Source organism: Amycolatopsis sp. NPDC114504, assembly GCF_055633595.1.
Genome location: NZ_JBVKDU010000005.1, coordinates 68243 through 94714 on the forward strand (window position 1 = coordinate 68243; position 26472 = coordinate 94714).

The 26472-nt window shown below is 70.5% G+C and carries 27 protein-coding genes; 16 read left to right on the plus strand and 11 right to left on the minus strand.

All coding sequences use genetic code 11. From position 1 onward, the window contains the following. Positions 1-143 precede the first annotated feature (143 nt). Positions 144-1409 (plus strand): YncE family protein, encoded by a 1266-nt coding sequence (locus tag ACZ7PG_RS36475; protein WP_470243734.1) that lies wholly within the window; start codon positions 144-146, stop codon positions 1407-1409. Between the two features lie 4 nt (positions 1410-1413). On the opposite strand, the gene ACZ7PG_RS36480 is transcribed toward ACZ7PG_RS36475, so the two are convergent. Both ACZ7PG_RS36480 and ACZ7PG_RS36485 read right to left on the minus strand, forming a co-directional pair. Continuing rightward, entirely contained in the window at positions 1414-1827 is a 414-nt protein-coding gene (locus tag ACZ7PG_RS36480; protein WP_470243735.1) for a DUF5655 domain-containing protein, read from the minus strand. Between the two features lie 17 nt (positions 1828-1844). Further along, complete coding sequence (locus tag ACZ7PG_RS36485; protein WP_470243736.1) at positions 1845-2321, minus strand: MarR family transcriptional regulator; 477 nt, start codon at positions 2319-2321, stop codon at positions 1845-1847. 215 nt (positions 2322-2536) lie between these two features. On the opposite strand from ACZ7PG_RS36485, the gene ACZ7PG_RS36490 reads away from it, so the two are divergent. Beyond that, a complete protein-coding gene (locus ACZ7PG_RS36490) occupies positions 2537-3247 on the plus strand; it encodes a DUF4142 domain-containing protein (protein ID WP_470243737.1) in 711 nt (236 codons plus the stop codon). Here the strand turns inward: ACZ7PG_RS36490 and ACZ7PG_RS36495 are convergent. Continuing rightward, positions 3231-3806 carry a TetR/AcrR family transcriptional regulator gene (locus tag ACZ7PG_RS36495; protein ID WP_470243738.1) on the minus strand — a complete coding sequence of 192 codons (576 nt, stop codon included), beginning with the start codon at positions 3804-3806 and terminating at the stop codon, positions 3231-3233. The two genes, ACZ7PG_RS36490 and ACZ7PG_RS36495, sit on opposite strands and share 17 nt — an antisense overlap. A 94-nt stretch (positions 3807-3900) precedes the next feature. On the opposite strand from ACZ7PG_RS36495, the gene ACZ7PG_RS36500 reads away from it, so the two are divergent. Then, positions 3901-5049 (plus strand): FAD-dependent monooxygenase, encoded by a 1149-nt coding sequence (locus ACZ7PG_RS36500; RefSeq protein WP_470243739.1) that lies wholly within the window; start codon positions 3901-3903, stop codon positions 5047-5049. Here ACZ7PG_RS36500 and ACZ7PG_RS36505 read toward each other — a convergent pair. Beyond that, on the minus strand, positions 5019-5534 hold the full coding sequence (locus tag ACZ7PG_RS36505) for a GNAT family N-acetyltransferase (RefSeq protein ID WP_470243740.1): 516 nt from the start codon (positions 5532-5534) through the stop codon (positions 5019-5021). The two genes, ACZ7PG_RS36500 and ACZ7PG_RS36505, sit on opposite strands and share 31 nt — an antisense overlap. 10 nt (positions 5535-5544) lie before the next feature. Next, the gene (locus ACZ7PG_RS36510; RefSeq protein ID WP_470244708.1) at positions 5545-7341 is read right to left on the minus strand and encodes a sigma-54-dependent Fis family transcriptional regulator; all 1797 of its coding nucleotides are present in this window, start codon (positions 7339-7341) and stop codon (positions 5545-5547) included. A gap of 179 nt (positions 7342-7520) precedes the next feature. Between ACZ7PG_RS36510 and ACZ7PG_RS36515 the strand changes: the two genes are divergently transcribed. The 10 genes from ACZ7PG_RS36515 to ACZ7PG_RS36560 all read left to right on the plus strand — a co-directional run bounded on the left by ACZ7PG_RS36515 (position 7521) and on the right by ACZ7PG_RS36560 (position 16947). Beyond that, on the plus strand, positions 7521-7769 hold the full coding sequence (locus ACZ7PG_RS36515) for a hypothetical protein (protein WP_470243741.1): 249 nt from the start codon (positions 7521-7523) through the stop codon (positions 7767-7769). A gap of 105 nt (positions 7770-7874) precedes the next feature. Next, positions 7875-9527: a ferritin family protein gene (locus ACZ7PG_RS36520; RefSeq protein WP_470243742.1), complete on the plus strand. Its 1653-nt coding sequence runs from the start codon at positions 7875-7877 to the stop codon at positions 9525-9527. Between the two features lie 20 nt (positions 9528-9547). Further along, positions 9548-10585 carry an NADH:ubiquinone reductase (Na(+)-transporting) subunit F gene (locus ACZ7PG_RS36525; protein ID WP_470243743.1) on the plus strand — a complete coding sequence of 346 codons (1038 nt, stop codon included), beginning with the start codon at positions 9548-9550 and terminating at the stop codon, positions 10583-10585. Positions 10586-10591: 6 nt separating this feature from the next. Next, positions 10592-11761 (plus strand): ferritin family protein, encoded by a 1170-nt coding sequence (locus tag ACZ7PG_RS36530; RefSeq protein WP_470243744.1) that lies wholly within the window; start codon positions 10592-10594, stop codon positions 11759-11761. Next, a complete protein-coding gene (gene mimD, locus ACZ7PG_RS36535; protein WP_470243745.1) occupies positions 11758-12129 on the plus strand; it encodes a propane 2-monooxygenase effector subunit MimD in 372 nt (123 codons plus the stop codon). Before ACZ7PG_RS36530 ends, mimD begins: the two co-directional genes overlap by 4 nt. A 40-nt stretch (positions 12130-12169) precedes the next feature. Next, positions 12170-13207 carry an amidohydrolase family protein gene (locus ACZ7PG_RS36540; protein WP_470243746.1) on the plus strand — a complete coding sequence of 346 codons (1038 nt, stop codon included), beginning with the start codon at positions 12170-12172 and terminating at the stop codon, positions 13205-13207. Then, positions 13204-13920, plus strand: a complete 717-nt coding sequence (locus ACZ7PG_RS36545) for an iron-sulfur cluster assembly protein (protein WP_470243747.1) — start codon at positions 13204-13206, stop codon at positions 13918-13920. Before ACZ7PG_RS36540 ends, ACZ7PG_RS36545 begins: the two co-directional genes overlap by 4 nt. Beyond that, positions 13917-14942 (plus strand): NAD(P)-dependent alcohol dehydrogenase, encoded by a 1026-nt coding sequence (locus ACZ7PG_RS36550; protein WP_470243748.1) that lies wholly within the window; start codon positions 13917-13919, stop codon positions 14940-14942. Before ACZ7PG_RS36545 ends, ACZ7PG_RS36550 begins: the two co-directional genes overlap by 4 nt. Before the next feature lie 11 nt (positions 14943-14953). Next, a complete protein-coding gene (groL, locus tag ACZ7PG_RS36555) occupies positions 14954-16645 on the plus strand; it encodes a chaperonin GroEL (RefSeq protein ID WP_470243749.1) in 1692 nt (563 codons plus the stop codon). A gap of 113 nt (positions 16646-16758) precedes the next feature. Further along, positions 16759-16947 carry a hypothetical protein gene (locus tag ACZ7PG_RS36560; RefSeq protein WP_470243750.1) on the plus strand — a complete coding sequence of 63 codons (189 nt, stop codon included), beginning with the start codon at positions 16759-16761 and terminating at the stop codon, positions 16945-16947. A gap of 3 nt (positions 16948-16950) precedes the next feature. Here the strand turns inward: ACZ7PG_RS36560 and ACZ7PG_RS36565 are convergent, their stop codons facing one another. From ACZ7PG_RS36565 to rox, 3 genes are all read right to left on the minus strand, one after another. Further along, a complete protein-coding gene (locus tag ACZ7PG_RS36565) occupies positions 16951-17550 on the minus strand; it encodes a hypothetical protein (RefSeq protein ID WP_470243751.1) in 600 nt (199 codons plus the stop codon). A gap of 72 nt (positions 17551-17622) precedes the next feature. After that, the gene (helR, locus tag ACZ7PG_RS36570; RefSeq protein ID WP_470243752.1) at positions 17623-19770 is read right to left on the minus strand and encodes an RNA polymerase recycling motor ATPase HelR; all 2148 of its coding nucleotides are present in this window, start codon (positions 19768-19770) and stop codon (positions 17623-17625) included. Between the two features lie 31 nt (positions 19771-19801). Further along, positions 19802-21229 (minus strand): rifampin monooxygenase, encoded by a 1428-nt coding sequence (rox, locus tag ACZ7PG_RS36575; RefSeq protein WP_470243753.1) that lies wholly within the window; start codon positions 21227-21229, stop codon positions 19802-19804. 256 nt (positions 21230-21485) lie between these two features. Here rox and ACZ7PG_RS36580 point away from each other — a divergent pair, with 256 nt between their 5' ends. Then, on the plus strand, positions 21486-22139 hold the full coding sequence (locus tag ACZ7PG_RS36580) for a GNAT family N-acetyltransferase (protein ID WP_470243754.1): 654 nt from the start codon (positions 21486-21488) through the stop codon (positions 22137-22139). Further along, positions 22072-22575, plus strand: coding sequence for an LmrA/YxaF family transcription factor (locus tag ACZ7PG_RS36585; RefSeq protein ID WP_470243755.1), 504 nt, complete (start codon positions 22072-22074; stop codon positions 22573-22575). Before ACZ7PG_RS36580 ends, ACZ7PG_RS36585 begins: the two co-directional genes overlap by 68 nt. On the opposite strand, the gene ACZ7PG_RS36590 is transcribed toward ACZ7PG_RS36585, so the two are convergent. Beyond that, complete coding sequence (locus ACZ7PG_RS36590) at positions 22572-23702, minus strand: epoxide hydrolase family protein (RefSeq protein WP_470243756.1); 1131 nt, start codon at positions 23700-23702, stop codon at positions 22572-22574. The two genes, ACZ7PG_RS36585 and ACZ7PG_RS36590, sit on opposite strands and share 4 nt — an antisense overlap. 61 nt (positions 23703-23763) lie before the next feature. Here ACZ7PG_RS36590 and ACZ7PG_RS36595 point away from each other — a divergent pair, with 61 nt between their 5' ends. Continuing rightward, on the plus strand, positions 23764-24687 hold the full coding sequence (locus ACZ7PG_RS36595; RefSeq protein ID WP_470243757.1) for a helix-turn-helix transcriptional regulator: 924 nt from the start codon (positions 23764-23766) through the stop codon (positions 24685-24687). Here the strand turns inward: ACZ7PG_RS36595 and ACZ7PG_RS36600 are convergent. Both ACZ7PG_RS36600 and ACZ7PG_RS36605 read right to left on the minus strand, forming a co-directional pair. Beyond that, positions 24684-25466, minus strand: coding sequence for an SDR family NAD(P)-dependent oxidoreductase (locus ACZ7PG_RS36600; RefSeq protein WP_470243758.1), 783 nt, complete (start codon positions 25464-25466; stop codon positions 24684-24686). The genes ACZ7PG_RS36595 and ACZ7PG_RS36600 overlap by 4 nt on opposite strands. Positions 25467-25488: 22 nt before the next feature. Continuing rightward, on the minus strand, positions 25489-26472 hold the full coding sequence (locus ACZ7PG_RS36605; RefSeq protein WP_470243759.1) for a glutathione S-transferase family protein: 984 nt from the start codon (positions 26470-26472) through the stop codon (positions 25489-25491).

Here is a 26472-nt window from a genome sequence, read left to right on the forward strand (position 1 = left end):
CCACAACCGGCACCGGCGACGTTGGGCGGCCGACCCTACCGGACGGGCTCCGGTGCCCGGTTATCGTGGCAATACCGGACAGTAACCCCTGCCCGGGGCAAAAACCACCGCCGCACCTCTTCAGCGTCGAAAGGTGTCTTGTCGTGCGCACTTCCCCGGGAACCCGCCGACGGCGGTCCTACCTCTCGCGCCTGGCGTACCTGACCTCCGCCGTCGCCCTGCTGGCGACCGGCGCGGCGGTGCCCGCGACCGGCGCCCCCGCGGCGCTGCGGGAGGTGATGTTCGTCGGCAACAACTGGGAGGGGACGGCCGACGTCATCCAGTCCCGCGGCTCGTTCGCGAAGATCGGGCGGATCAACATCATCCCCGACAAGGACGACCGGCTGCGGGAGATCTACCTGAACCCGATCAAGCTGGCGTTCTTCCTCGGCATCCGCAACGGGCCGGGGGAGGGGCACGACCAGTTCGTCGACGACATGTACACGACCCCGGACGGGGCATCGGTGGTGGCGTCGCGGCCCAGCTTCGCCGACGTCGTCTCGATCAGCCTCGCCACCGGCCGGATCAACTGGCGCTTCCCGGTTTCCGGCTTCCGCGCCGACCACATGGCGGTCTCGCCGGACGGCCGTCGCGTCGCCGTCTCGGCCTCGACGTCGAACACCGTGCACGTGCTGGACATCGTGACCGGGCAGCAGGCCGGCTCGTTCGCCACCGGCGACAAGCCGCACGAGAACGTCTTCACCGGCGGCGGCCGGTACCTGTGGAACATGTCGATCGGCAACGTCGACACGAACCTCGACGACCCCGGCTGGGACTTCACCAAGGGGGACCGGCGCATCACTGTCGTCGACGCCACGACCTTCCAGCAGGTCAAGGTGATCGACATGCGCGACCGGCTCGACGCCTTCGGGCGCCGGGACCTCTCGGACGCCGTGCGGCCGGTCGCGTTCACCCCCGACGAGTCCAAACTGTACTTCCAGGTGTCGTTCTTCAACGGCTTCCTGGAGTACGACGTCGCGACCGACAAGATCACCCGGCTCAAGGAGCTGCCGAAGAACCCGGCCACGAGCGACGACCGCACCACGTTCGTCAACGACTCCCGGCACCACGGGATGTCGATGAACCCGGCGGGCACCAAGCTCTGCGTCGCCGGGACGATGGACGACTACGCCACGGTCGTCGACCGCGCCACCCTGCAGCAGGGCACGCTGGTGCCGGCGGTGAAGCCGTACTGGGCCACGGTGAGCGGCGACGGCAGCGCGTGCGTCATCTCCGAAGCCGGCGCGGACCGGGTCACGGCGATCGACTTCGCGACCGGGCAGAAGCTGGTCTCGGTGGCGGTGGGCGACCACCCGCAGCGGGTCCGCATCGGCCACGTCCCCGAGGGCTGGACCGGCCCGGCCGCCTGAACCCTCAGGCGAAGTCGTAGGCGATCGTGAACCATTCGCGGACCTCGTCGTCCACATCGGACACTTCGCGCAGCTTCAGCTGGTGTCCCACCCGGGGCCCCGACGCCCAGCGCGCCGGGGCGATCCGGGCCGTCTCGATCGGGCGAGGCAGGAACAGGTAGACCAGGACGTCCTTCGACCGCGGCCGCAGCTCGCCCAGCTTCCGGTCCCGCTTGAGGAACACCCCGACCTTGACGGCGTCCTCGTGGACGTCGCCGAGGGTCCGGAGGTGCTCGATGACCGCGTCGTAGATCGCGCGGAACTTCGGGTCGCGGCCGGCGAACGTCTCGTCGACCGTGCAGCCCGGGACGCACGTGTGGCCCTGGCCGGCGCGCGCGAACTCGCGGTCGCAGCGCGGGCACGTCCAGCGGGTCGGCATGCCGTCCAGGATGGCACTCACAGCGGGGCCGGGCCGAGCGACGGGACGGTCGCGGCCGCGGTCACCAGCCGCCGGGCGGCGGTGGCCGCGGCCTTGCGCTGCCCCGCCGGCAGCCGGTCCAGCAGCGCGCCCAGCGCCGCGTGCCGCCGGTCGAGGATCCGCGCCACCAGGTCGTGGCCGGTCTCGGTCACCTCCAGGGTCACCACGCTCCGGTTGCGCGGGTCGCGGCCGCGGGCCACGTAGCCGAGGGCCTCCAGCCGGTCGGCCAGCCGCGTCACCGACGACGCGTTGACGTCCATCGCCGCGGCCAGGCGCGAGCTCGGTACCCGGCCGAGGCGGTCGAGGATGAGCAGCAGGCGCGTCTGGGGGAACGTGACCTCCGGTGGCGCCGCGTGCGCGCACTCCCACGCGATCCCGACCAGGACCAGGGTGAGGCCGTCCAGGGCGACCACGTCCGGGTCGGCGCCCGGAGCCGCGTCTTCGAGGGTTTGCATGAAGCAATACTTGCCAACGGCAAGAGCATCGGTCAAGATGGGTGACCCCGGCACTCGCCCGGGACGTCCGGCCGGCTCGGCCGCCTTTCTCATGCCTCCACTGTGGACTTTCGAAAACCGTTGGTGCGCAAGAAAAATCATCCGGATTGGCTTGAACCCCTCCGTGACGGGAGCCGTAGTACCCCGTACAGGCACTTGTCGCCAAAGGAGGAACGATGCCGGATCACCGTGGCATGACGGCCAAGGCCAGGGCTCGGACCGTGCTGGTCGTCGTAGCCACTCTCGCCGTGGTCGCCGTGGGTTCGGTCATGGTGCTGAAAGCCAGCGCCCAGACCGCTCCCGGGTCGACGCAGGCGCAGGTCCCGGCGTACGGGCAGGGCATGGTGGGCATGCAGATGGGCTCGGCCGCCCAGGCCGGTCTCGGGGAAAACCCGGTCGGGGCCGGGCCGGTCACCGAGCTCGACAAGACGTTCCTGGTCAAGGTGCGTCAGGCCGGGCTGTGGGAGATGCCGGCGGGCGACCTCGCGCAGAGCCACGCGAGCAGCGACGCCGTGAAGCGCGCCGGGCTGCACCTGCTGGACGGGCATTCGCACCTGGACCAGCTCGTCCGCGAGGACGCGAAGATGCTCGGCGTGACGTTGCCCGACCAGGCCAGCGCGGAGCAGCAGGGTTGGGTCCGCCAGCTGACGGCCGCGCAGGGGCTCGAGTTCGACAAGCTGTTCGTGAACCTGCTGCGAGCCTCGCACGGCAAGATCTTCGCGACGATCGCGGAGGTCCGCGCGGGCACGCAGAACGACGTGATCCGTCGGCACGCGACGCAGGCGAACCAGACGGTCCTCGACCACATGAACGTCCTGGAGGACACCGGTCTGGTCGACCCGCAGACGATCGCCGACGTCGCGAAGGCGGTCAACCCGCCAAAGTGACCCCCGCCAGGTAACGCTGCACTGTCGGACCGACTTCGGCGACCACCTCCGCCGATGTCAGCGCCACCACCGGGGGCAGGCGCAGGACGTAGCGCGTCAGCGCCAGCCCGAGCAGCTGGCTCACCACCAGCCCCGCGCGGCGCGGGGCGTCGGCCGGGTCACCGAACCGCAGGACCGCGGGGGTGACCTGGCCGGCGAACACCTGCCGCATCTTCTCGACCACCGCGTCGTCCGCGACCGCCGAACGCAGCAGCGTCAGCAGGATCTCGTCCGTCGGCGGCTGCTCCCACAGCACCAGGAACTGGCGGGTCAGCAGCTCGCCGACGGTGCCGGGGTCGGCCGTGGCCAGGTCCGGCAGGTCCAGCTCGACGTCCACGGCCGCCGCGAACAGGCCGTCCTTGCTGCCGTAGTAGCGCATCACCATCGACGGGTCGATGTCCGCGTCCGCGGCGATCGAGCGGATCGTCGCGCGGCGGAAGCCGTCGGCGGCGAACCGGCGGCGTGCCGCCTCCAGGATGGTCGCCCGGGTGGCGTCGGATCGGCGGGGTGACTCGGTCATGCCAACAAGTGTAGGCCAACACTTGTTGACAAGCCAGCGGGGGCGTGCCTAACGTGGATGCCAACAGTTGTTGGCAAAACTCGGAGGAGCCGTCATGACCACCCGTACCGACGTCCTGGTCGCCGGCGCCGGCCCCGCCGGCCTGGCCACCGCGATCGTCCTCGCCGAGGCCGGCGTCGACTTCGTGCTGCTCGACCGCCAGGCCGAAGGCGCGAACACCTCCCGGGCCTGCGTGGTGCACGCCCGGACGCTGGAGGTGCTGGCCGAGCTCGGCGTCACCGAGCGGCTGAAGGAGCTGGGTGTCGTCGTCCCGACGTTCACCGTCCGCGACGGCGCCACGGTGCTCGCCAAGGTGCCCTTCGGCGGGCTGCCCACCGCCTACCCGTACACGCTGATGGTGCCGCAGGACCGGACCGAAGCCGTGCTGCTGGCGCGGCTGCGCGAGCTGGGCGGCGACGTGCACCGCCCGTACGAGGTCACCGCCGTCGCCGGCGACGACACGGGCGTCACGGTCACGACGACCGGCGGCACCGTGCGCGCGAAGTACGTGGTCGGCGCCGACGGCATGCACAGCACCGTGCGCGAACAGGCCGGCATCGGGTTCACCGGCGCCAGCTACGCCGAGTCGTTCGTGCTGGCCGACGTCCGGATGAGCTGGCCGCTGGACCGCGCGGAGGTCAGCCTCCACCTGTCGCCGGAGGGCGTGACGGTGGTGGCGCCGCTGCCCGGCAGCGACGACCACTACCGGGTGGTCGCGACGGTCGCCGAGGCGCCCGAGCACCCCGGGATCGCCGACATCCAGTCCATTGTGGACGCACGCGGCCCGGAGGGCGCGCGGTCGCGGGTCACCGAGGTCGTGTGGAGCTCGCGGTTCCGCGTGCACCACCGGGTGGCCGACCACTACCGCGCGGGCCGGATCTTCGTGGCCGGCGACGCGGCCCACGTGCACAGCCCGGCCGGCGGCCAGGGCATGAACACCGGCATCCAGGACGCGGTCGCGCTCGGCCGCCTGCTGGCCCGGGTGGCCGCCGGCGAACCGGACGCGCTGCTGGACACGTACGAGACGACCCGCCGCCCGGTGGCGACCGGCGTGGTGGCGTTCACCGACCGGATGACGCGGATGGCGACGCTGCGCCCCCGCCCGGCGCGGCTGCTGCGCAACACCGTGCTCAAGACGGTGTTCTCGCTGCCGCCGATGCGGGAGAAGCTGGCTTACCAGCTGTCCGAGCTCGCGGCGCGCTGACCGGGGGACCACGTGCCGAGCCACTGCTCGGCGCCGTAGTCCTGGTACCGCTCGACCTCGGCGAACCCGAGTTTCGCCGCGACCCGCAGCGAAGCCGCGTTCGCGGTCTGCGTCCGCAGGAGCACCGGCTCACCAGGACACTCCGCGGCGAACCAGCCGAGCGCCGCCGCGCACGCCTCGGCGGCGTACCCGCGGCCCCACACGGCCGGCAAGAACAGGTAGCCGATCTCGGCCCGGCCGGTGTCGTCCCGGTCGAGCGTGACCATGCCGATCATCGCGCCGTCGCGCTCCACCGCGAACGAGCCGAACCGCCGTCCCGGCACCGCGGGCACCGTGGTCTCGACCTCGGCGCGCGGCCGCGAACCACCGATGTAGGTGCCGACCTCCGGCGAGGCGAACAGCTCGACGTACGCGGGCCGGTCGCGGGCTTCGGACTCGCGGAGCACGAGCCGTTCGGTCTCGAGCGGGGGAGGGGGCCAGGGCACGCCCGCCAACCTAGCGGGTCGGGGGGACGATGCCGTACTCGTGGATCTTGCGGTAGATCGTCGCCCGGGAGATGCCGAGCAGCTTCGCCGCCCGGACCTTGTTGCCGTCCGCGTCTTCGAGGCAGCGGACGATGGCGTCCCGCTCGATCGACTCGAACCGGTTCAGCGGCCGCCGCGCGACCGTGTGGAACTCCGCCGGGAGGTCGCCCGGGCGGATGGTCCCGGCCCGGCGGCGCTGGGCCACCTTCCGCAGCACCTGGTAGAGCTGGCCGGTGTTGCCCGGCCACTCCGCCCGCATCAGCAGGTGCAGCGCCGCCGCCGAGCAGGTGAGCCTGCCGCCGTAGCCGAGCTTGCTCAGCGCCAGCGGGACCAGCTCCGCCAGGTCCTCGACGTGGTGGCGCAGCGGCGGTACCCGCACCGTCCGGGGGAACGACTTCAGCAGCTCGGCCATCGCCGGCTTCGTTTCGGCCTCGGGCACGAGCGTGACGACCACCCACGGCGCGTCGGCCCGCTCGCGCAGCTCCCGCAACGTCGTCGCCAGCGCGTTCGCCGCCGGTGCCGTCAGCGCGTCGGCGTGGCGGATCACCAGGGTGCGGATCGGGGCGTCGGCGTGCTCGCGCAGCAGCTCGGCCGCCCAGTCGGTGCCGGTGGTCACCGCCGCGTCGACGGTCAGCAGCCGCGCCGCCGGGTGGTGACGCTGGTGCAGTCCCTTGGCCAGGGTCAGCTTGCCGGTTCCCGCCTCGCCTTCCAGCGCGACCCACTCGCCGCGCTCGTGGCCGGTGTCGAGCTCGTGCCCGCAGCGCAGCCACAGCGGCGCCGAGCCGACCACGCCCGGCAGGTACATCGGCAGCATCGGCGTCGACGGCACCGAGAGGGCTTCCTCCGCCTCGATCAGCTTCACCGACAGGACGCCGCCCGCGGTGTCGGTCTCCCGCTGGCCCGGGACGCGGCGGCAGAACACGCGCACGCGCAGGCCGCTGGACAGCGCGAGCGTCGCCGACGTCCGGCGCCCGTCGGCCAGCGCCTCGGTGGCGTGGCTCAGCAGGACCGACTGGTCGACCGGGTCGAGCAGCTGCCGCGCCCGGTCGTTCATCATCACGATGTCCTCGTTGAACGCCAGCACGATGCCGGTCCACCGGCGGCAGGTCTGCAGGTACGCCTGGAAGAGGATCATCTCCCGCAGGTCGCTGTGCCGCAGCAGCGCCTGGCGGATCTGCTCGGCCGTCGAGCGGGCCAGCGCGATGAGCAGGCCGCCCGCGTCCTTGTACCAGCAGGTGAGGTCGACCGCGCCGATCTTCTTGCCGGAGATCGGGTGGTGGATCGGCACCCCCGCGCACGCCAGGTTCTCCAGGTGCTCGGCGTAGTGCTCGTGGCCGAACACCGTGGTCGCGCGGCCGTCCTCGAGCGCGGTGCCGATGCCGTTGGTCCCGACGGACTGCTCGCCGTAGCTGAACCCGGGTACCAGCTCGACGCGTTCGAGGTGCCGCTTCAGGTCGGCGTCGCCGGTCCGCTGGGTGAGCACGACGCCGCTGGCGTCGGTGAGGATCAGGCTGATCGGCTGGCCGTCGAACTGCTCGCTCAGCTTGTGCAGCACCGGTTCCGCGCCGCGCATCAGCGGGATGTCGAGGTTCTGGTCGCCCTGGAAGAGGGGGTCGATCCGGTCGGCGTCGACGCGGAACTCCTGCGACCGCCGCCAGGAGGCCAGGATCGTCTGCCGGACCGTGCCGGGCGGCACCGGTTCGGCTGTGAGGAAACGGACCCGGGTACGGGCCAGCTCGTCGTCCGCGAGCAGCGTTCCGGGCACCATCTCGTCCACGTGACCTCCACACTTTCCCCGCGGCCCACGTGGGTGCGGGCACACCCGTTGTGCCGCCCGTTCAGCCTAGATCCGGCGCGCGCCGAGTGGTGTCTCAAATTGAGACGCCCGGGCGGCGCGGGCGGCGGTCCGATGGAGGCGCGACCCACCGCTGACCAGGAGGAGTGCCCATGGCCGCCGAGCACGCGGAGACGTACAACCCGTGGACGATCGTCAACCTGGTTTTCACGCATCTGGCCGAACAGGGGCTGCACCCGACGTTCGGCGGGGACGGCCACCCGGGTGAACCGGCCGCGGCGCTGCTGCGCGCGCTCGGGATCGCGCCGACCGTCGAAGGGGACGCGCGGGTGCGCACGAGCGTCCACAGCGAGCTCGCCGAACTGCGCGCCCGGATGCTCGGCTCGGACGAAACGCCCTGAGCAGCGGTTCTGTCTCAGATTGAGACCCGCGTCACTCGTGGCCGCCCCTTGAATGGTGAACGCAGGACGTCCGCCCCGACGGCGAGCGACGGACAAGGAGCCTCCATGAGTCGCCAGAGTGTGGCGAAAGCCCACCAGAAGATCCAGGAACTGTCGTGGGAGCCGGCGTACCACACCCCGGTTTCGCACTACGGGACCGACTACACGTTCCAGAAGGCCAAGAAGAAGGACCCGTTGAAGCAGGTCCTCCGCTCGTACTTCCCGATGCAGGAGGAAAAGGACCACCGGGTCTACGGCGCCGAAGACGGCGCGATCCGCGGCAACATGTTCCGCCAGGTGCAGGAACGCTGGCTGGAGTGGCAGAAGCTGTTCCTGTCGATCATCCCGCTGCCGGAGATCTCGGCCGCGCGGGCGATGCCGCTGCTGTTCCGCACGGTGCCCAACCCGGAGCTGCACAACGGCCAGGCGATCCAGATGATCGACGAGGTCCGGCACTCGACGATCCAGCAGAACCTCAAGCGCCTGTACATGCAGAACTACATCGACCCGGCGGGCTTCAACTCGAGCCTGCGCAACTTCCAGAACGACTACTGCGGCACCATCGGCCGCCAGTTCGCCGAAGGCTTCATCACCGGTGACGCCATCACCGCGGCGAGCATCTACCTCACCATCGTGGCGGAGACGGCGTTCACGAACACCCTCTTCGTCGCCATGCCCGCGGAAGCCGCCGCCAACGGCGACTACCTGCTGCCCACGGTGTTCCACTCGGTGCAGTCCGACGAGTCCCGCCACATCAGCAACGGCTACGCGACCCTGCTGATGGCGTTGTCGGACGAGAGCAACCACCAGCTGCTCGAACGCGACCTGCGGTACGCGTGGTGGAACAACCACGCCGTCGTCGACGCCGCGATCGGCACGTTCATCGAGTACGGCACCAAGGACCGCCGCAAGGACCGCGAGAGCTACGCAGAGATGTGGCGCCGCTGGATCTACGACGACTACTACCGCTCCTACCTCGTCCCGCTCGAGAAGTACGGGCTGGTGATCCCGCACGACCTCATCGAGGAGGCGTGGAACCGGATCTGGAACAAGGGCTACGTCCACGAGGTCGCGCAGTTCTTCGCCACCGGGTGGCTCGCCAACTACTGGCGCATCGACCCGATGACGGACGAAGACTTCGAGTGGTTCGAGTACAAGTACCCGGGCTGGTACGACAAGTACGGCGCCTGGTGGGAGAACTACAGCCGCCTCGCGACGCCGAACGGGCACCACCCGATCGTCGCCGAAGACGTGAACTACGTGTACCCGCACCGGTGCTGGACGTGCATGGTGCCGTGCCTCATCCGTGAGGACATGGTCGTCGACGAGGTCGACGGCCAGCACCGCACGTACTGCTCGGAGACGTGCCGCTGGACCGACGCCGAGGCGTTCCGGCCCACCTACCAGGGCCGCAACACCCCGAACATGGGCCAGCTGGTCGGCGCCCGCGAGTGGGAGACGCTCTACCACGGCTGGAACTGGGCCGACGTCGTCTCCGACATGGGCTTCGTGCGCGACGACGGCAAGACCATGGTCGCGCAGCCGCACCTGAACCTCGACCCCAAGAAGATGTGGACGCTCGACCACCTGCGCCGGATGCCCGAGGTGCAGTCGCCGAACGTGCTCTTGAACCAGATGTCCGACGCCGAGCGCGCCGCGTTCGTGGCCGACTACAACCGCCAGGGCCCGGCCGGGCGCCCGGCACCGCAGACGGCCTGACGGCGTAGGAAGGGCCTGGCATGGCAGAGAAGCACCGCGTCCGGTTCGAACCGGTCGGGATCGAGATCGACGTCGCCGAGGACACCACGATCCTGCGCGCCGCCGCCGAGCAGGGCGTCATGCTCATGCACGGCTGCAAGGAAGGGCAGTGCGCGGCCTGCAAGTCGTTCATCCTCGACGGCGAAGACGTCGAACACGACCGCTATTCGACCTTCGCGCTCCCCGACTACGAAAAGGAGGAGGGTTTCACGCTGCTGTGCCGGGCCCACGCCTACGAAGACCTCACGATCGAGCTGCTCAACTACGACGAGGAGATGATCCAGTCCGGCCTGCCGATCCAGGAGGCCGAGGTCGAGGTCGTGGCCAACGACAACGTCACCCACGACCTGCGCCACCTCGTCGTCAAGCTGACCGATCCGGACCAGGCGCTGAAGTTCTTTCCCGGGCAGTACCTGGACTTCGCGATCCCGGACACCGAGGAGTCCCGGTCGTTCTCCATGGCCAACACCTCGGCGCGCGACGGGCAGCTGGAGTTCGTCATCAAGATCTACCCCGACGGGCTGTTCTCCCGGTTCCTCGACGCCGATGTCGCGGTCGGCGACCGGCTCCGGGTGACCGGCCCGTTCGGGGTGTTCACCCTCCGGGACAACCCGGGCAAGGACCTGGTCTTCGTCGGCGGCGGGGCCGGGATGGCGCCGATCCTGTCGCTGCTGCGGTCCATGGCCGAGCGCGGCATCGACCGGAAGGCGACCTACTACTACGGCGCCCGCCGCGAGGCGGACCTCTGCTTCCACGCCGAACTGCGGGAGCTCGAGGCGAAACTGCCGAACTTCCGTTACGTCCCAGCGCTTTCCGAACCGGGTGACGACACCTGGGACGGCGAGACCGGCCTGATCACCGACGTCCTGCGCCGGGCCGGCCTCGACCTGACCGGGGCCGACGCCTACGTCTGCGGTCCGCCGCCGATGGTGGAGGCCGCGCTGGAACTGCTGCCCGCGCTCGGCGTCGCCGACAAGCGCGTCTTCTACGACAAGTTCACCACCACGGGCGAAGGGTAAAAACCCATGACAGCCACCTCCGAACGCAGTGTGCCGAAGCCGACGTTCACCGACGCCGAAGCGGGTGCCAAGGTCTTCCCGGACTCCGACGCCCGCCGGTACAACTACTTCACCCCGGCCAAACGCAAGCAGAGCCACTACGAAGACGTCACCGTCGAGGTCCAGCCCGACCCGCGCCACTACCTGTCGCAGGGCTGGCTCTACGCCTTCGCCGACGGCAAGGCCGGCTACCCGCTCGAGTGGACCGCGCTGAAGGCGTGGGGCTCCGACCGGCCGGTGCCCGAACGCAGCCCCGGCTCCGGCGGCAAGGGCTACGACTGGCCCGCACACGGCTGGCACGAGTTCCGCGACCCCAACGAGGAGTGGGAGCTCACGCTCTACCGCTACAACGCGAACGTCGTGCGCCAGCTCAACCAGAACATCGACGCGGCCCGCCAGGCCAAGGCGTTCGAGCAGTGGAACCCGAACTGGGTCGACTTCGTCGCCAAGCACATCGGCGCCTGGATGCACGTCGACCACGGCCTCGGCCTGTACCTGTTCGCCAACGCCAACCGGCGCGCGCCGACGAACATGCACAACAACGCGATCTCGGTGAACAGCATGCACCGGATCCGCGCGGCGCAGGACCTGGCGCTGTACAACCTGACGCTCACCGAGGAGATCGACGGCTTCGACGGCAGCGCCCACCTGACGACCTGGGCCGAGGACCCGGCGTGGCAGGGCGTGCGGGAGACCGCCGAGCAGCTGACCGGGATCTGGGACTGGTGCGAGGCGATCTTCGCCGCGAACATCGTCTTCGAACCCCTCGTCGGCGAGCTGTTCCGCAGCAACCTGGTGCAGCAGGCCGCGCCGGCGAACGGCGACTTCGTCACCCCGACGCTGATCGGTGCCGAGGAGTTCGACTTCTCCGAGCGGGACCTCCGCTACACGAAGGCGATGTTCCACCTGCTGATCAACGACAAGGAGTTCGCCGGGCACAACCAGGCGCTGCTGCAGAAGTGGCTCGAGGACTGGGTGCCGAAGAGCATCGCCGCCGCCCGCGCCCTGCAGCCGCTGTGGTCGCAGCCCGACGCCAAGCCGATCCGGTTCGAGGACGGTCTCGACCGGGCGAAGAGCCGGTTCGCCGGAATCCTGTCCGAATTGGGCCTCAAGGCACCCGAGGAGCTGGGCCAGTGACTGTCTTCAAGACCGCGGAAAGCCCGTACAAGACGAACAACACCGCGTCCAACATGTGCGGCTTCACCCTGATGAACAACCAGGTCGGCGCGATCATCGCGGAGGTCATGTCCACGAAGGACAACGTGACCGTGACGCCGTTGCCGTCGATGATCCGGGTGGACGCGCGGGGCCGGACGGACCTGGTCTACGCCGAGGTCGACGAGGCCGCCGGCGAGGAAGAGGGCTGGTTCAACGCGGCCGAGTTCGAGGAGAGCATGTCCACCCACTACGGGCGGATGATCCACGAGGACGACCGGACGATCATGTTCGCCAACCCCGAAGACGCGGCGGAATACCTCGACTTCGATCTGAAGCCCATCAAGTAGTTCAGCTGGAAGCACTCGATCCGCTCAGGAAGGATCACCGATGTACGAAAAAGACGGCGAAAAGTATTTCGTGGTGGACGCCCACACCCACTTCTGGGACGCGAGCCCGGACAACTGGGTGAAGGGGCAGGAGGAATACGCCAAGGGCTGGATCGAGTGCTTCCACGCCTACCAGGGCCTCGGCCCGAAGGAAACGCACTGGCCGATCGACCGCTTCCAGAAGTACTCGGAAGAGCTGATGATGCACGACCTGTTCGAGGTCGGGCACGTCGACACGGCGATCTTCCAGCCGACGAACCTGCGGCAGTGGTTCAAGAACGGCTTCAACACCACCGAGGCCGACGCGGCGCTGGCCGAGAAGCACCCCGGCAAGTTCCTCGTCAACACCACCTTCGACCCGCGTGAAGGCGACGAAGGAATGAAGGCGTTCGAGGAACGGGTCAAGAAGTACGGCTGCAAGGGCGTCAAGCTCTACACCGCCGAGTGGCGCGGCGACTCCCGCGGCTGGAGCCTGAAGGACCCGGAAGCGGCGAAGTACCTCGAAAAGTGCGAAGAACTCGGCGTCAAGAACGTCCACATCCACAAGGGCCCGACCATCTGGCCGCTCGACAAAGACGCCTTCGACGTGTCCGATGTGGACCACGTCGCGACGAACTTCCAGGGCCTCAACTTCATCGTCGAGCACGTCGGCCTGCCGCGCATCGAGGACTTCTGCTTCATGGCCACCCAGGAGCGCAACGTCTACGCGGGGCTGGCCGTGGTCGTCGGCGGCCTGATGCACGCCCGGCCGAAGTTCTTCGCCAAGGTCATGGGCGAGCTGATGTTCTGGATCGGCGAGGACAAGCTGATCTTCGGCGCGGACTACGCCATCTGGGAGCCCAAGTGGCAGGTCGAGGGCTTCGTCGACTGGAACATGCCGGGTGACGACGAGCTGTCGGACTTCGCACCGCTGACGGTCGACCAGAAGAAGAAGATCCTCGGGCTGAACGCCGCTCGCCTGTACGACATCGACGTGCCGGCCGAGCTGCGCCTGAAGGACCCGGAGTCGGTCGAACCCGTCGGCGTGCCGAACTCATGACGGCACTCGACGACCGGATCGTCCGCGCCGACCACACCGCCGTGTGGTCGGCGCTGGGCACCGTCCGGGATCCCGAACTGGACGAGCCGCTGACCGACCTCGGTTTCGTGGCCCGCTGCGAGGTGAGCGCGGCGGGCCACGCCCTCATCCGGCTGCGGCTGCCGACCTACTTCTGCGCGCCCAACTTCGCGTTCCTGATGGTGGCGGACGCCTACGACGCCGTCGCCGGGGTGTCGGGCCTCACCGGGCTCGACATCCGGCTCGACGACCACTTCGCCTCCGACGTCATCAACCGCGGGGTGGCGGCGCGGCGAGGGTTCGTCGCGTCGTTCGAGGGCGAGGCCGTCGACGAGCTCGACAGCCTGCGCTACGACTTCGTGCGCAAGGCCGTGCTCGCCGGCACCGACCGCGTCTGCCGGACGCTGGCCGGCACCGGGCTCGACCCGGCGTCGCTGACGCTCGGGGAGGTCCCGCCCGGGCCGGACGTCGAACGGCTGCGCGCCCGGCGCCGTGAGCTGGGCCTGCCCGCCGAAGACGGCGACCCGCTGCTGCTGGACCCGGCCACCGGGGCGGCGGTGGCCCCGGCCGACGCGAAGCGCCACCTCGCTTTCGCGCGGTTGACCCGCACGAGCATGGAGGCCAACTCGGGCGTCTGCCGCGGCATGCTGCGCGCCCGGTATTCGCTGACTTCGGATGAGGAGGGCACGGGATGAAGGCCGTGCGGCTGCAGAAGTACCACCAGCAACCGGTGATCGAAGAGGTACCGGAGCCGCGCACCACCGGGCCCTTCGACGTCGTGGTCAAGATCGGCGGCGCCGGCGTGTGCCGCACCGACCTGCACATCATCGAGGAGCAGTGGGCCGAGAAGTCCGGCGTCGCGCTGCCCTACACGATCGGGCACGAGAACGCCGGCTGGGTGCACGAGGTCGGCCCCGCAGTGTCCAATGTGGAGGTCGGCGACACGGTCATCCTGCACCCGACACCGACGTGCGGGCTGTGCCACGCCTGCCGCGCGGGTGACGACATGCACTGCCCGAACGGGAGCTTCCCGGGCATCGACAGTGACGGCGGCATGGCCGAGTACCTGCTGACGTCGGCGCGGGCGTGCATCAAGCTCGACCCGTCGACGCAACCGGAGGACGTCGCGGCGCTGGCCGACGCCGGCATCACCGCCTACCACGCGGTGCGCAAGGCCGTCCCGCAGCTGTACCCGGGCACCACCTGCGTCGTCAACGGCGCCGGCGGCCTCGGGCACATCGGCATCCAGTCGCTGAAGGCGCTGACCGCCGCTCGCGTGATCGTGGTCGATCGCAACGCCGACGCGCTGAAGCTGGCGGCCGAACTGGGCGCCGACGAGACGGTGCTCGGCGACGGCAAGCAGGTCGACGCCGTGCTCGACCTGACCGGCGGCAACGGCGCGGAGGTCGTGCTCGACTTCGTCGCCGAGCAGGGCGCCCAGCAGGACGCGTTCGCGATGACCCGGCGCGCCGGGTCGCACTTCGTGATCGGCTACGGCAGCAACATCGACATCCCGACCATCGACATCATCTCCACCGAGCGCAACGTCATCGGCAACCTCGTCGGGACGTACAACGACCTGGTCGAGCTGATGGTGCTGGCGCAGGCCGGGAAGGTCACGCTCCACACGAAGAAGTACCCGCTGGACGCGGCTCTCGACGCACTGGCCGACCTCGATGCCGGACGCGTGCGCGGTCGGGCCATCCTCACACCCTAGGAGCAGGAAACATGGCGAAGGAACTGCGGTTCGGCTCGGACGCCCGCGACCTGCTGCTGGCGGGCGTGGACAAGCTGGCCGAAGCGGTCAAGTCCACGTTGGGCCCCAAGGGCCGCAACGTGATCATCGAGAAGATCACCGGCTCGCCGGTGGTCACCAACGACGGCGTCACCATCGCCCGCGAGATCCACCTGAAGAACCAGTTCGAGAACATGGGCGCGCAGCTGGTCAAGGAAGCGGCGATCAAGACCAACGACGTCGTCGGCGACGGCACCACCACGGCCACCGTCCTGGCTCAGGCCATCGTCCACGAAGGCATGCGGGCGATCGCGGGCGGCGGCAACCCGGTGCTCGTCAAGCGCGGCATCGACCACGCCGTCGGGCTGCTGGTGGCGCACCTGGAGAAGCAGGCGCACCCGGTGGTGTCCGAACAGGACTACGCACGGGTCGCGGCGATCTCGGCCAACGACGACGACACGGTCGGCGCGGTCATCGCGAAGGCCCTGCACACCGTCGGCGACGGCGGCGTGGTGACGGTCGAGGAGTCGCCGTCGATCGGGATGAGCGTCGACTTCGTCGAGGGCTTCGAGTTCGACAACGGCTACCTCTCGCCGTACCTGGTCACCGACCCGGGCCGGCTGGAGGCGGTGCTCGACGACCCGTACATCCTGATGTCCGCGGAGAAGATCACCAAGGTGCAGCAGCTGATGCCGTTGCTGGACAAGGTGATGCGGGCGCCGCGGCCGCTGGTCGTGATCGCGGAGTCGATCGAGGGCACCGCGCTGTCGATGCTGGTGCACAACCACGTCAACGGCACGTTCCAGTCGGTGGCTGTCCGCGCGCCCGGCTTCGGCGACCGGCGGCTGCACAAGCTGGAGGACCTGGCGGCGATCGTCGGCGGCGCGGTGCTGTCGAAGACGTCCGGGTTCAGCATGGAGACGATGACGCTGGAGCACCTCGGCCGGGCCAAGCAGGTCCGGGTCACCGAGAACGGCACCACGATCGTCGGCGGCGCCGGCACGTCCGACGCCGTCGAGTTCCGGGTCGGGCAGCTGCGGGCGGAGCTGGAGCGCGCGCAGTTCGGCGTCGACGAGGACGTCCTGACCGAGCGGATCGGTGCCCTGACCGGCAAGGTCGCGGTGGTGCGGGTCGGCGCGGCCACCCCGGCCGAGCTGAAGGAGCTGCAGCACCGGGTCGAGGACGCCCTGTCGGCGACCCGCGCGGCGATGGCGGAAGGCATCGTGGCGGGCGGGGGAGCGGCGCTGCTGCACGCCGAGAAGGCCTTGGAGAACCTGGGTCTTTCGGGTGACCAGGCGATCGGCGTCGAGATCGTCCGGCGGGCGCTGGCCGAACCGGCGTTCCTCATCGCGCACAACGCGGGCCACCCGGCGCACGAGATCGTGGCGCGCACCCGCGAGCTCGGCGACGACGAGGGCTTCGACGCCCTGCACGACCGGTACGGCGACATGGTGGCGATGGGCGTCGTCGACCCGCTGCGGGTGTGCCGCTCGGCGATCCAGAACGGGGCGTCGGTGGCAGGTCTCCTGCTGACGACGAACTCCCTGATCGCCGAAGAGCAGACCCCGTGGGGCGGCAGCGCGGCCCTGATGACCGAGTTCGGCCCCTTGGACGAGGGATTGCACCAGCCCTCGCCCGACGCGAGCACCCCGCAGTCCCTCGGGATGGGCCCCTCCGTCGGCTGAGCCTTCGTCCGCTCTCGCTGTCGGAGAACGGAGGTCCCCTTGCCGGTGTCCTGAGCCTCGGTGAGGGGACCTTCGCGTCGCGCCGGGTGACGTTCGATGGGACCCTGGTGATCATGATGCACTACGTTCTCGCGCAGACGCTGGCGACGGTCGGAGAGTTCGAAGCGAAGGGCTTCCTCGGCACGGTGGGCAAGATCGCCGCGGCGACGGTGATCTTCTTCGTCGCGATCGGCCTGGTGGTGGGGTTGCTGCTGGGCTTCTTCGTCGGCCGCTCGGTGGGCCGGCGCCAGGGGCCGCGCTGACCCTCAGCTCACGAGGCCGTGGCTCGCCAGTTCGCGGCCGGCCAGTTTCTCGATGACGTCCCGGTCCCGCTCCCGCCACCCGGTGGCGACCTCGCCGAGTGAAGCCAGCCGGCGCAACGGCTGCGTTGCCAGTGCCCGCAGGGCCAATACGTCCATCCCCTCGTCGCCGAGTGCGCGCAGGCGGGCTGCCGCCGACGCTCGGCGGGTGAAGTGCCAGCGCAGCGGCAACCACGTCGCCACCAGCGTCAGGACCGGGAGCGCGATGATGATCGCCGCCATCCACCACGCCAGGTTCTCCACCGCCTCGATCTGCCACCTCCCCGAGTCGACGAGCTTGGTGCCGACGTCCGACCCGCCGTGCAGTGCGTTCGCCAGCTTGTCGCCGATCAGCGGGATGCCGCCGGCCGAGTTCGCCGCGCTGTCGAACGTGCCGCGCAGCCCCGTCCCCGCGTCGACCAGCCCGTCGCCGGGGGCCCGCAGCTTCATCACCTGGTCGTACACCGACGTCCCCAGCCAGACCGCGGAGATCACGACCAGCAGGGCGAGCAGGTCGCTGACGAGCTGGGCGGTGCGGCGGATCGGCCGTTCGGCGTAGAGCTGCATCGGGACGCCTTTCGCGGTGGGGGAGCGCGGGCGAGGTGCTACGTACCCGCGCTCCCCACCGGTGAACCGCCGCTAGCGCCGGACGAGCCCGGTCAGCTCGGCCGGCAACGCGCCTTCGTGCAGCACGCCGAGCCGCTGCGTCGCCCGGGTGAGCGCCACGTAGAGGTCCGCCGCGCTGTCGGCGAGGATCGCCGCCGGCTCCACCACCAGGACGGCGTCGAACTCCAGCCCCTTCGTCTCCGCCGCCGGTACCGCGCCCGGCACCCCCGGCGGCCCGATCACGACGCTGGTGCCTTCCTTGCCGGCCTCGTCCCGGACGAACTCCTCGATCGCCGCCGCCCGCTCGTCCCCGCTGACCCGCCGGGACCACGGCGGGACGCCGCACGCGCGCACCGACTCCGGCGGCTTGACGTCCGGTGCGAACCCGGCCAGCACCGACGCCGCGACCGCCATGATCTCCGCCGGCGTGCGGTAGTTGACCGTCAGCGACCGGTAGACCCAGCGGTCGGCGACGTACGGCGCCAGCATCGTGTCCCACGCCCGCGCCCCGGCCGCCGAGCGGCGCTGGGCGAGGTCGCCCACCACCGTGAACGACCGGCCCGGGCACCGCCGCATCAGCACCCGCCAGTCCATTTCGGACAGTTCCTGGGCCTCGTCGACCACGACGTGCCGGTAGGTCCAGTCGCGGTCCGCCGAGGCGCGTTCGACCAGCGTGCGCGTGTCGGCCTCGACGAACCGGTCGGCCAGGTCCTCGGCGTACAGGAGGTTCTCGGCCGAGAGCATGACGTCCTCGTCCATCTCCTCCCGGTCCAGCTTCATCGACTGGAAGACGCCCTCGGCGTACTCGGCCTCGGCCTTCCGGGCCTGCGCGGCCGCCTTCTCCGCCGCCTTCTCGGCCGTCTTGTCGCGGCCCAGCAGGTCGACCAGCTCGTCGAGCAGCGGCACGTCCGACACCGTCCAGGCGTCGCCCCGGGCCCGGAACAGTCTCGAATCCGCCGGCGCGGACGTGTAGAGCGACGACAGCAGACCCTCCGGCGTCAGGATCGGCCACAGCTCGTCGATCGCGGCGGTGAACTTCTCGTCACCGGCGAGGTCCTCGAGCAGGCCCTTCCGCATGCTCTCCCACTCGTCGCGGTCGTCCCGGTCCAGCCAGCCCTTGCCGATCCGGCCGATCGCCCGCTCGGTCAGCACGTAGGTGACGATCTCCGTGAAGACACCGCGCGCTTCGTTGTGCGGCAGTCCGCTGTCGCGGGCCTCCTGCCGGGCCCACTCGGCGGTCGCGGCGTCGATCCGCACGGTGACGTCCTTCAGCGCGATCGACACCGCTTCCGCGGGCAGCCGCTGCCGGTCGGCGACCGCGGCCTTCAGCACGTCGAGGATCTTCAGGGATCCCTTCAGCCGCGCGGCTTCCGGAACGTCCTCGGCGGTGACGTGCAGGCCCGGCACGAGATCGCCGGTGGTGGTGAACACGACGTCGGTCTCGCCGAGCGACGGCAGGACGCGGCCGATGTGGTTCAGGAACGCCGGGTTCGGCCCGACGACCAGTGCGCCGTGGCGTTCCATCCGCTCCCGCTGCGTGTACAGCAGGTACGCGACGCGGTGCAGCGCCACGACCGTCTTCCCGGTGCCCGGGCCGCCTTCGATGACCAGCACGCCGGGGTGGTCGAGCCGGATGATCTCGTCCTGCTCGGCCTGGATGGTCGCGACGATGTCGCGCATCCCCTCGCCGCGCGGGGCGTTGACGGCCGCGAGCAGCGCCGCGTCGCCCTGCGCGTCCCCGCCGGGACGGCCCAGGTCCTCGTCGGTGAACCCGAGGACCCGCCGTCCCCGCGTGTGGAACTGGCGCCGCCGGTGCATGTCCTCCGGGTTCGCGCCGGTGGCGGTGTAGAACGGCCGGGCCGCCGGCGCGCGCCAGTCGAGCAGCACCGGCCGGTAGTCGTCGTCCTCCTCGAACAGGCCGATGCGCCCGATGTAGGACTGCTCGCCCGAGACGGCGTCCAGCCGCCCGAAGCACAGCCCGTTGTCGACGACGTCGAGGCGCTTCACCTGGCGCCCGAGCGAACGCACGCCGACGTCCCGTTCCATGGCGCCCACGCCCTTGCCGCCGAGCGCCGCCTCGTACTCGCCCTTCACCCGCGCGCGCTCGGCGTCGAGCCGCGCGTACAGCCCGGCGACGTGGTCGCGTTCGGACCGCAGTTCTTCTTCGTACCCCTGAGACAAATTTCCCTCTTCGTTCTCGGCCGACGGCGTTTCAGGCGGTGGGCGCGCCGAACCACTTCCGCAGCGCACCGGTCAGGTCCGCGCCGTCTTCGCCGGCCCAGACGACGTGCCCGTCCGGGCGCAGCAGCACCGCGGGCACGTCCAGTTCCTCGCTGACGTCGACGACGTGGTCGACCCGGTCTTCCCAGCCCGCAGGCGAAAGCGATCCGGTCTGGTCGAGCAGCAGGCCGCGGCCCGCGTGCAGCAGCCCGTAGAGGTGGCCCTGCTTGAGCTCGACGTTCCGCAGGCGCCGGCCCAGCAGGGCGGGTCCCTCGCCGAAGTCGTAGCGGATGCCGATCGCGATGATCTTCTCGGTGAGGTACCGGTTGACCTCATCGAAGTCCATCAGCTCCGCGACGAGCTTCCGCGCCGCCTGCGGTCCCGGTTCGAGCTGCATGAGCTCCATCTGCGCGCGGGTGTTGTCCAGGACGTCGGCGGCGACCGGGTGCCGTTCGGCCTCGTAGCTGTCGAGCAACCCGTCCGGTGCCCAGCCGTTGACCTCGGCGGCCAGCTTCCAGCCCAGGTTGAAGGCGTCCTGGACGCCGAGGTTGAGCCCCTGCCCGCCGACCGGCGGGTGGATGTGCGCCGCGTCGCCGGCCAGCAGGACCCGGCCGACGCGGTAGTGCTCGGCCTGCCGGGTGGCGTCGCCGAAGCGGGAGAGCCAGCGTGGCGAGTGCACGCCGTAGTCGGTCCCCGCGGTCTTCCGCAGCTGCTCCTTGAGCTCGTCCAGGGTCGGTGCGGTCCGCCGGTCTTCGGCGACCCCTTCGGCGGGGACGCCGACGCGGTACGTGCCGCCTTCGACCGGCATGAAGCCGAACCGCTTCTGGGTCTTGCGGACCTCGATGTTCGCGGTGTCGATCTCCTCCCGCGACGCGGTCACCTCGACCTCGCCGAGCAGCGTCTCGACGCGGCTGGGCTCGCCGGGGAAGGCGACGCCCAGCAGCTTGCGCACCGTGCTGCGGCCGCCGTCGCAGCCGACGAGGAAGCGCGCGCGCTCGGTCGTGCCGTCGGCCAGCTCGACCGTGACGCCGTCGTCGTCCTGCGCCAGGCCGGTCACCTCGGCACCGCGCCGGATCTCGGCGCCGGCTTCGAGCGCGTGCTCGGTCAGCAGGCGGTCGATGACGGGCTGGTGAATGCCGAGCGTGTAGCCGTGCGCGGTGTCCAGCTTCTCCGGCGACGGCTTCGGAATTCCCGCGAAGAAACCCCCGACCGGGTACTTCGTGCCCAGTTCCAGGAACCGCTCCAGCAGCCCCCGCTGGTCCATCACTTCGATGCTGCGCGCGTGCAGGCCGAGCGAGCGGACGACCTTCGTCGGTTCCGCGTCCCGTTCCAGCACCAGCACGTCGACCCCGTGCAGGCGGAGTTCGGCCGCCAGCATCACTCCGGTCGGCCCGCCGCCGGCGATGATCACGTCAGTCAAAAAGACCCCCTTGAAATCCCCGCGTTTCCGCAGGTTGTGGCTTCGGCCGAGAATTGTGCGGCACTACGGGGGTCTTGCCGCAAGCCCAGGGGTGCGCTATACATTAATTACGGAGGGGAGTGGTTGTTCCTCCCGCCGGTTCCGGGACGTCTTCCCAGCTCCAGCTCATCCCGCATAGTCGCAGACTTGCGCCGCGCCGTCGATCTATGACGGCCGTCATAGTGTGCTTCACGTCGCACTGTGCTGTCATGGAGTCATGACAGCTGTCATAGAAGTCCGGGAGCTGGGCGACCACCCGGCGGACCGGGAACGCGTGGCCGCGCTGGTCGCGGCCTGCTCGCCGGAGAGCCTCCGGCGGCGCTTCATGATGGGCGGCGCGGCCGAGCCGGGCGAGGTCTTCCGGCGGTACGGCCGGTTCCTGCTCGCCGGGGCACCGGCTCTGCTCGCGACCCGCGGCGGGATTCCGGTGGGGCTGCTCAACTTCGTCGCGGTGACCCCGGGCGAGGCCGAGATCGGGATTCTCGTCGCCGATCCGTGGCAACGGCAGGGGATCGGCAACGCGCTGGCCAGGTGGCTGTGGGCGTCGAAGAAGTTCCCGGGCTGGACGGTGCGCGGCACCGCGTGGGCGGGCAACGCCGGCGCCGAAGCGCTGTTGCTGCGCCAGGGTTTCCGGCCGGTACCGACCTACGAACGCGGCGAGCGCGACTTCGCGCTGGTCGTACCGGACTGGGCTACCATGACGGACGTCATGAAGGAGGCAGTCGATGACGAGGACGCCGCGCGAGCGGATGGTGCTCAGCGCCGCGCAGCTGGTGCGGATCCACGGTGTCGGGGCGACCGGCATGCGGGACGTGGTCGCGCACGCCGAAGCGCCGCGGGGGTCCCTGCAGCACTACTTCCCGGGCGGTAAGGACCAGCTGATCGCCGAGGCGGTCGCGTGGGCGGGCGGGTACGCCGCCCGCCGCGTCGCGCGCGTCGCGGCGAAGATCGAGGACCCGACGCCGGGCAAGCTGTTCGAGGCGATGGCCGCGCAGTGGCGCGACGAGTTCACGGCGCAGGGCTACGACGCGGGCTGTCCGCTGGTCGCGACGGTCGCCGACACGGCGGCCACCAGCGACGACCTGCGGGAAGCGGTCGGCAAGGCGTTCGACGGCTGGCAGCGCCCGGTGGCGGCGACACTCGAGGAGTACGGCGTGCCTGTGGCTCGCAGCACCTCGCTGGCGGTGCTGATGCTGAGCGCGCTGGAGGGTGCGATCGTCCTGGCGCGGGCGCACCAGGACGTCGCGCCCCTGGACACGGTGGTCGCGGAGCTGCGGCCGTTGCTCGATGGTGCGGTGCTCCGTTAGAGGCCGCGGAAGAACTCCCGGATGTCCTGGACCAGGGTTTCCGGCGCCTGCAACGATGCGAAGTGGCCACCGGTGTCGTACTCCGTCCAGCGCGTGACGTTGTTGGACAACGCCGCGAGGCCGCGGATCGCGTGGTCGCCGCGGAAGTTCGCCACCGCCGTCGGCACGCCGGACGGCTCCGGCCGCTCGCCCCAGCCGTCCTGGCCCGCCTCCAGGTAGAGGCGCGCGGCCGAGCCGGCGGTGCCGGTGAGCCAGAGGATCGTCACGTTCGTCAGGATCGCGTCGCGGTCCACCGGCGACTGGTTCGTCGCCGTGGGGTCCCAGTCCACGAACCACTCGAGGTTCCACGCGAGCTGGCCGGCGGGGGAGTCGTTGAGCGCGTAGGCGAGCGTCTGCGGCCGCGTCGCCATCTGCGTGGCGTAGCCGGAATGGCCGTACCACCACGCTTCGTTCTCCTTCGCCCGCTTGGCGTCCTCTTCGGACAGTCGCTCGAGGTCGCCGGGCGCGGTCGGGACCCCGGCGTTGGCGACGGCGTTGACGTGCACCCCGAGCACCGACTCCGGCGCCGTCCGGCCCAGCTCGGGCGAGACGATGCTGCCGAAGTCGCCGCCCTGGGCGCCGTAGCGCTCGTAGCCGAGCCGCCGCATCAGCTCGGCCCACGCGCGGGCCGTCCGGCGCGTGTTCCAGCCGCGTTCGGCCGTCGGCCCGGAGAAGGCGAAACCGGGCACCGACGGCGCGACGACGTGGAACGCGTCGGCCGGATCGGCGCCGTGGGCACGCGGGTCGGTGAGCGGCCCGAGGACGCCGAGGAAGTCGGCGACGGTGCTCGGCCAGCCGTGGGTCAGGATCAGCGGCGTCGCGTCCGGTTCGGGGGAGCGGGCGTGCAGGAAGTGCACGCGCTGGCCGTCGATCGTGGTGGTGAACTGCGGAAAGGCGTTGAGTCGCGCTTCCTGGGCACGCCAGTCGAAGTCGTGCTGCCAGTACTCCACGAGCTCGGCGAGGTAGGGCTCGCTGACGCCGTAGTCCCAGCCGGCGCCGGGCAGCTCGCCCGGCCAGCGGGTGCGGGCGAGCCGGTGGTGCAGCTCGTCGAGGTCGGCCTGCGGGACGTCGATGCGGAAGGGATCCATGGGACGACCTTCTCGCGCGTGTAGGACAGGTTCGGTCCTAGTCGTCTGGCATTCTCGGCGGATGCGAGAAACCCCCGGCCGGCTGCTCCGGCTGCTGTCGCTGCTGCAGATGCACCGCGACTGGACCGGCACGGAACTGGCCGCGCGGCTGGACGTGACGACCCGGACGGTCCGCCGCGACGTCGACCGCCTGCGCGAGCTGGGTTACCCGGTGCACGCGGTGATGGGCCCGGTCGGCGGCTACCGCCTCGGCGCCGGCTCCGAGCTGCCCCCGCTGCTGCTGGACGACGACGAAGCCGTCGCGGCGACGATCGCCCTGCACACGTCCGGTGCGGAGGAGGCGTCGCAGCGGGCGTTGAGCAAGCTGGCGCGCGTGCTGCCGTCCCGGCTGCGCCACCGCGTGGCGGCGCTGGAGGCGAGCATGCTGGCGCTGCCGGTGCGCGGGCCGGTGGTGGAGCCGGCGGTGCTGACCGCGGTATCGGCGGCGATCCGCGACGCGGAGACGCTGCGGTTCGACTACGTGAGCCACGACGGGAGCGCGTCGCGCCGGTCGGTGGAGCCGCACCGCCTGGTGTCGTGGGGGCGCCGCTGGTACGTGGTCGGCTGGGACACTTTGCGCGAGGACTGGCGGACGTTCCGCGCGGACAGGGTGTCTTTGCGTACGCCGAACGGGCCTCGTTTCACCCACCGCGAGCCGCCCGACGGCGACTTGACCGCGTACCTGACCCGGACGATGGGCCGCGAGATGTGGCCGTTGCGCTGTTCGCTCCGGGTCTTCGCCCCGGCGTCGGAACTGGAGGGGCGCGTCGAGGGCGAGGTGACCCCGATCGACGCGGGGAGCTGCCGGCTCGAGCTGGCGTCCGATTCGTACGACATCGTGGCGTTCGTGGTGGGGATGCTGGATGTCCCGTTCGAGGTGGAGTCACCACCGGAACTGGCGGAGCGGCTTCGGGTGCTCGCGAACAGGTACGCCCAAGCGACCTAGGTGTGCGTGCCGCCGTCGATCCGGATCTCCGTGCCCGTGATGAACTTCCCGTCGTCCGAGGCCAGCATCGCCACCACACCCGCCACCGCCTCCGGGCCCGCCACCGGGTTGCCCACCTCCGTCGTGTGGTCCGTCGGGAGGATCGGCAGCAACCTCCCGAACAGCGTGAAGTCGATGTCCTGCGGCAGCCAGCTCGCCGCCGAGTCCGTGATGCCGCTCTTCACGCTGCCCGGGGCGATGCTCACCGCGCGCAGGCCCTGCTTGCTGTACTCCAGCGCCAGCGAATGCGTGAACGCCTGGATCCCGCCCTTGCTCGCGCAGTACGCCGCCATGTACGGGTGGGCGAACGATGCCGAGGTCGAACTGAAGTTGACCACCACGCCGTGCCCGGACTCCAGCAGCGACGGCAACGCCGCCCGCGTCACCAGGAACGTGCCCGTCAGGTTGACCGCCAGCACGCGGTTCCACAGCTCCAGCGACGTCTCGTGCGTGTGCGACGCCAGCAGGATGCCCGCCGCGTTGACCACCACGTCGAGCCCGCCGAGCGCGTCGACCGCCGACGTCACCCCGGAGGCCACCGACGCTTCGTCGGCGACGTCCATGACGTAGGTCGTCAGGCCCCCGCGCGGCGCGGCTTTCTGGGTGTCGATCAGCCCTTCTTCGGAGACGTCGGTCCCGATGACCAGCGCCCCCTCTTCCAGCAGGCGGTGGGTGGTGGCCCGGCCGATGCCGGAGCCGGCTCCGGTGACCAGGATTCGGCGATCGCGCAGGCGTTCCATGGCGATCACCGTAGCCAAGAAACTAGAGCGCGGGCACCCTCTCGGACTCGGGCGGCGGGCCCGGCGGGGTGCCGTCGCCGAACGGGCGGCCGCCCAGCTCCTCGCGGTGGTGCGGCGTGACCCAGTTCGCCACGTCCGGCCCCAGCGGCACGATCCCGGACGGGTTCACGTTCTTGTGCACCACGTAGTAGTGCTCCTTGATCTGCGGGAAGTCGATCGTGTCGCCGAACCCGGGCGTCTGGAACAGGTCGCGCGTGTACGCCCACAGCACCGGCAGCTCGGTCAGCTTCTGCCGGTTGCACTTGAAGTGGCCGTGGTACACCGCGTCGAACCGGACGAGCGTGGTGAACAGCCGGACGTCGGCCTCGGTGATCGTGTCGCCGACCAGGTAGCGCTGGTCCGCGAGCCGCTCCGACAGCCAGTCCAGCCGGGTGAACAGCTTCGTGTACGAGTGGTCGTACGCCTCCTGGGAGCGGGCGAACCCGCACTGGTAGACCGCATTGTTGACGTCGGTGAACACCTTCTGCGCGACGTCGTCGATCTCGTCGCGCAGCTTCTCCGGGTACAGCTCGGGCGCGCCGGCGCGGTGGTACGCGGTCCACTCGGTGGACATGTCGAGGGTCATCTGCGCGAAGTCGTTCGTGACCACCTGGCCGCTCGGGACGTCGACGAACGCCGGCACGGTGATGCCGCGCGGGTACTCCGGGTCGCGCTTGAAGAACGCCTCCTGCAGGCGCTCGATGCCGAGCACCGGGTCCTTGCCGCCGGGGTCGAGGTCGAAGCTCCAGCTCCGCTCGTCGTGCACCGGCCCGGCGATGCCCATGGACAGCACCGGCTCGAGGCCCAGCAGCCGCCGCACGATCACCGCGCGGTTGGCCCACGGGCACGCGCGGGCGACGACCAGCCGGTAGCGGCCGGGCTCGACCGGCCAGCCGTCGCGGCCGTCGGCGGTGATCCGGTCGGGGATGTAGTTCAGGTCGCGCTTGTACTCGCCCTGGTCGGTCAT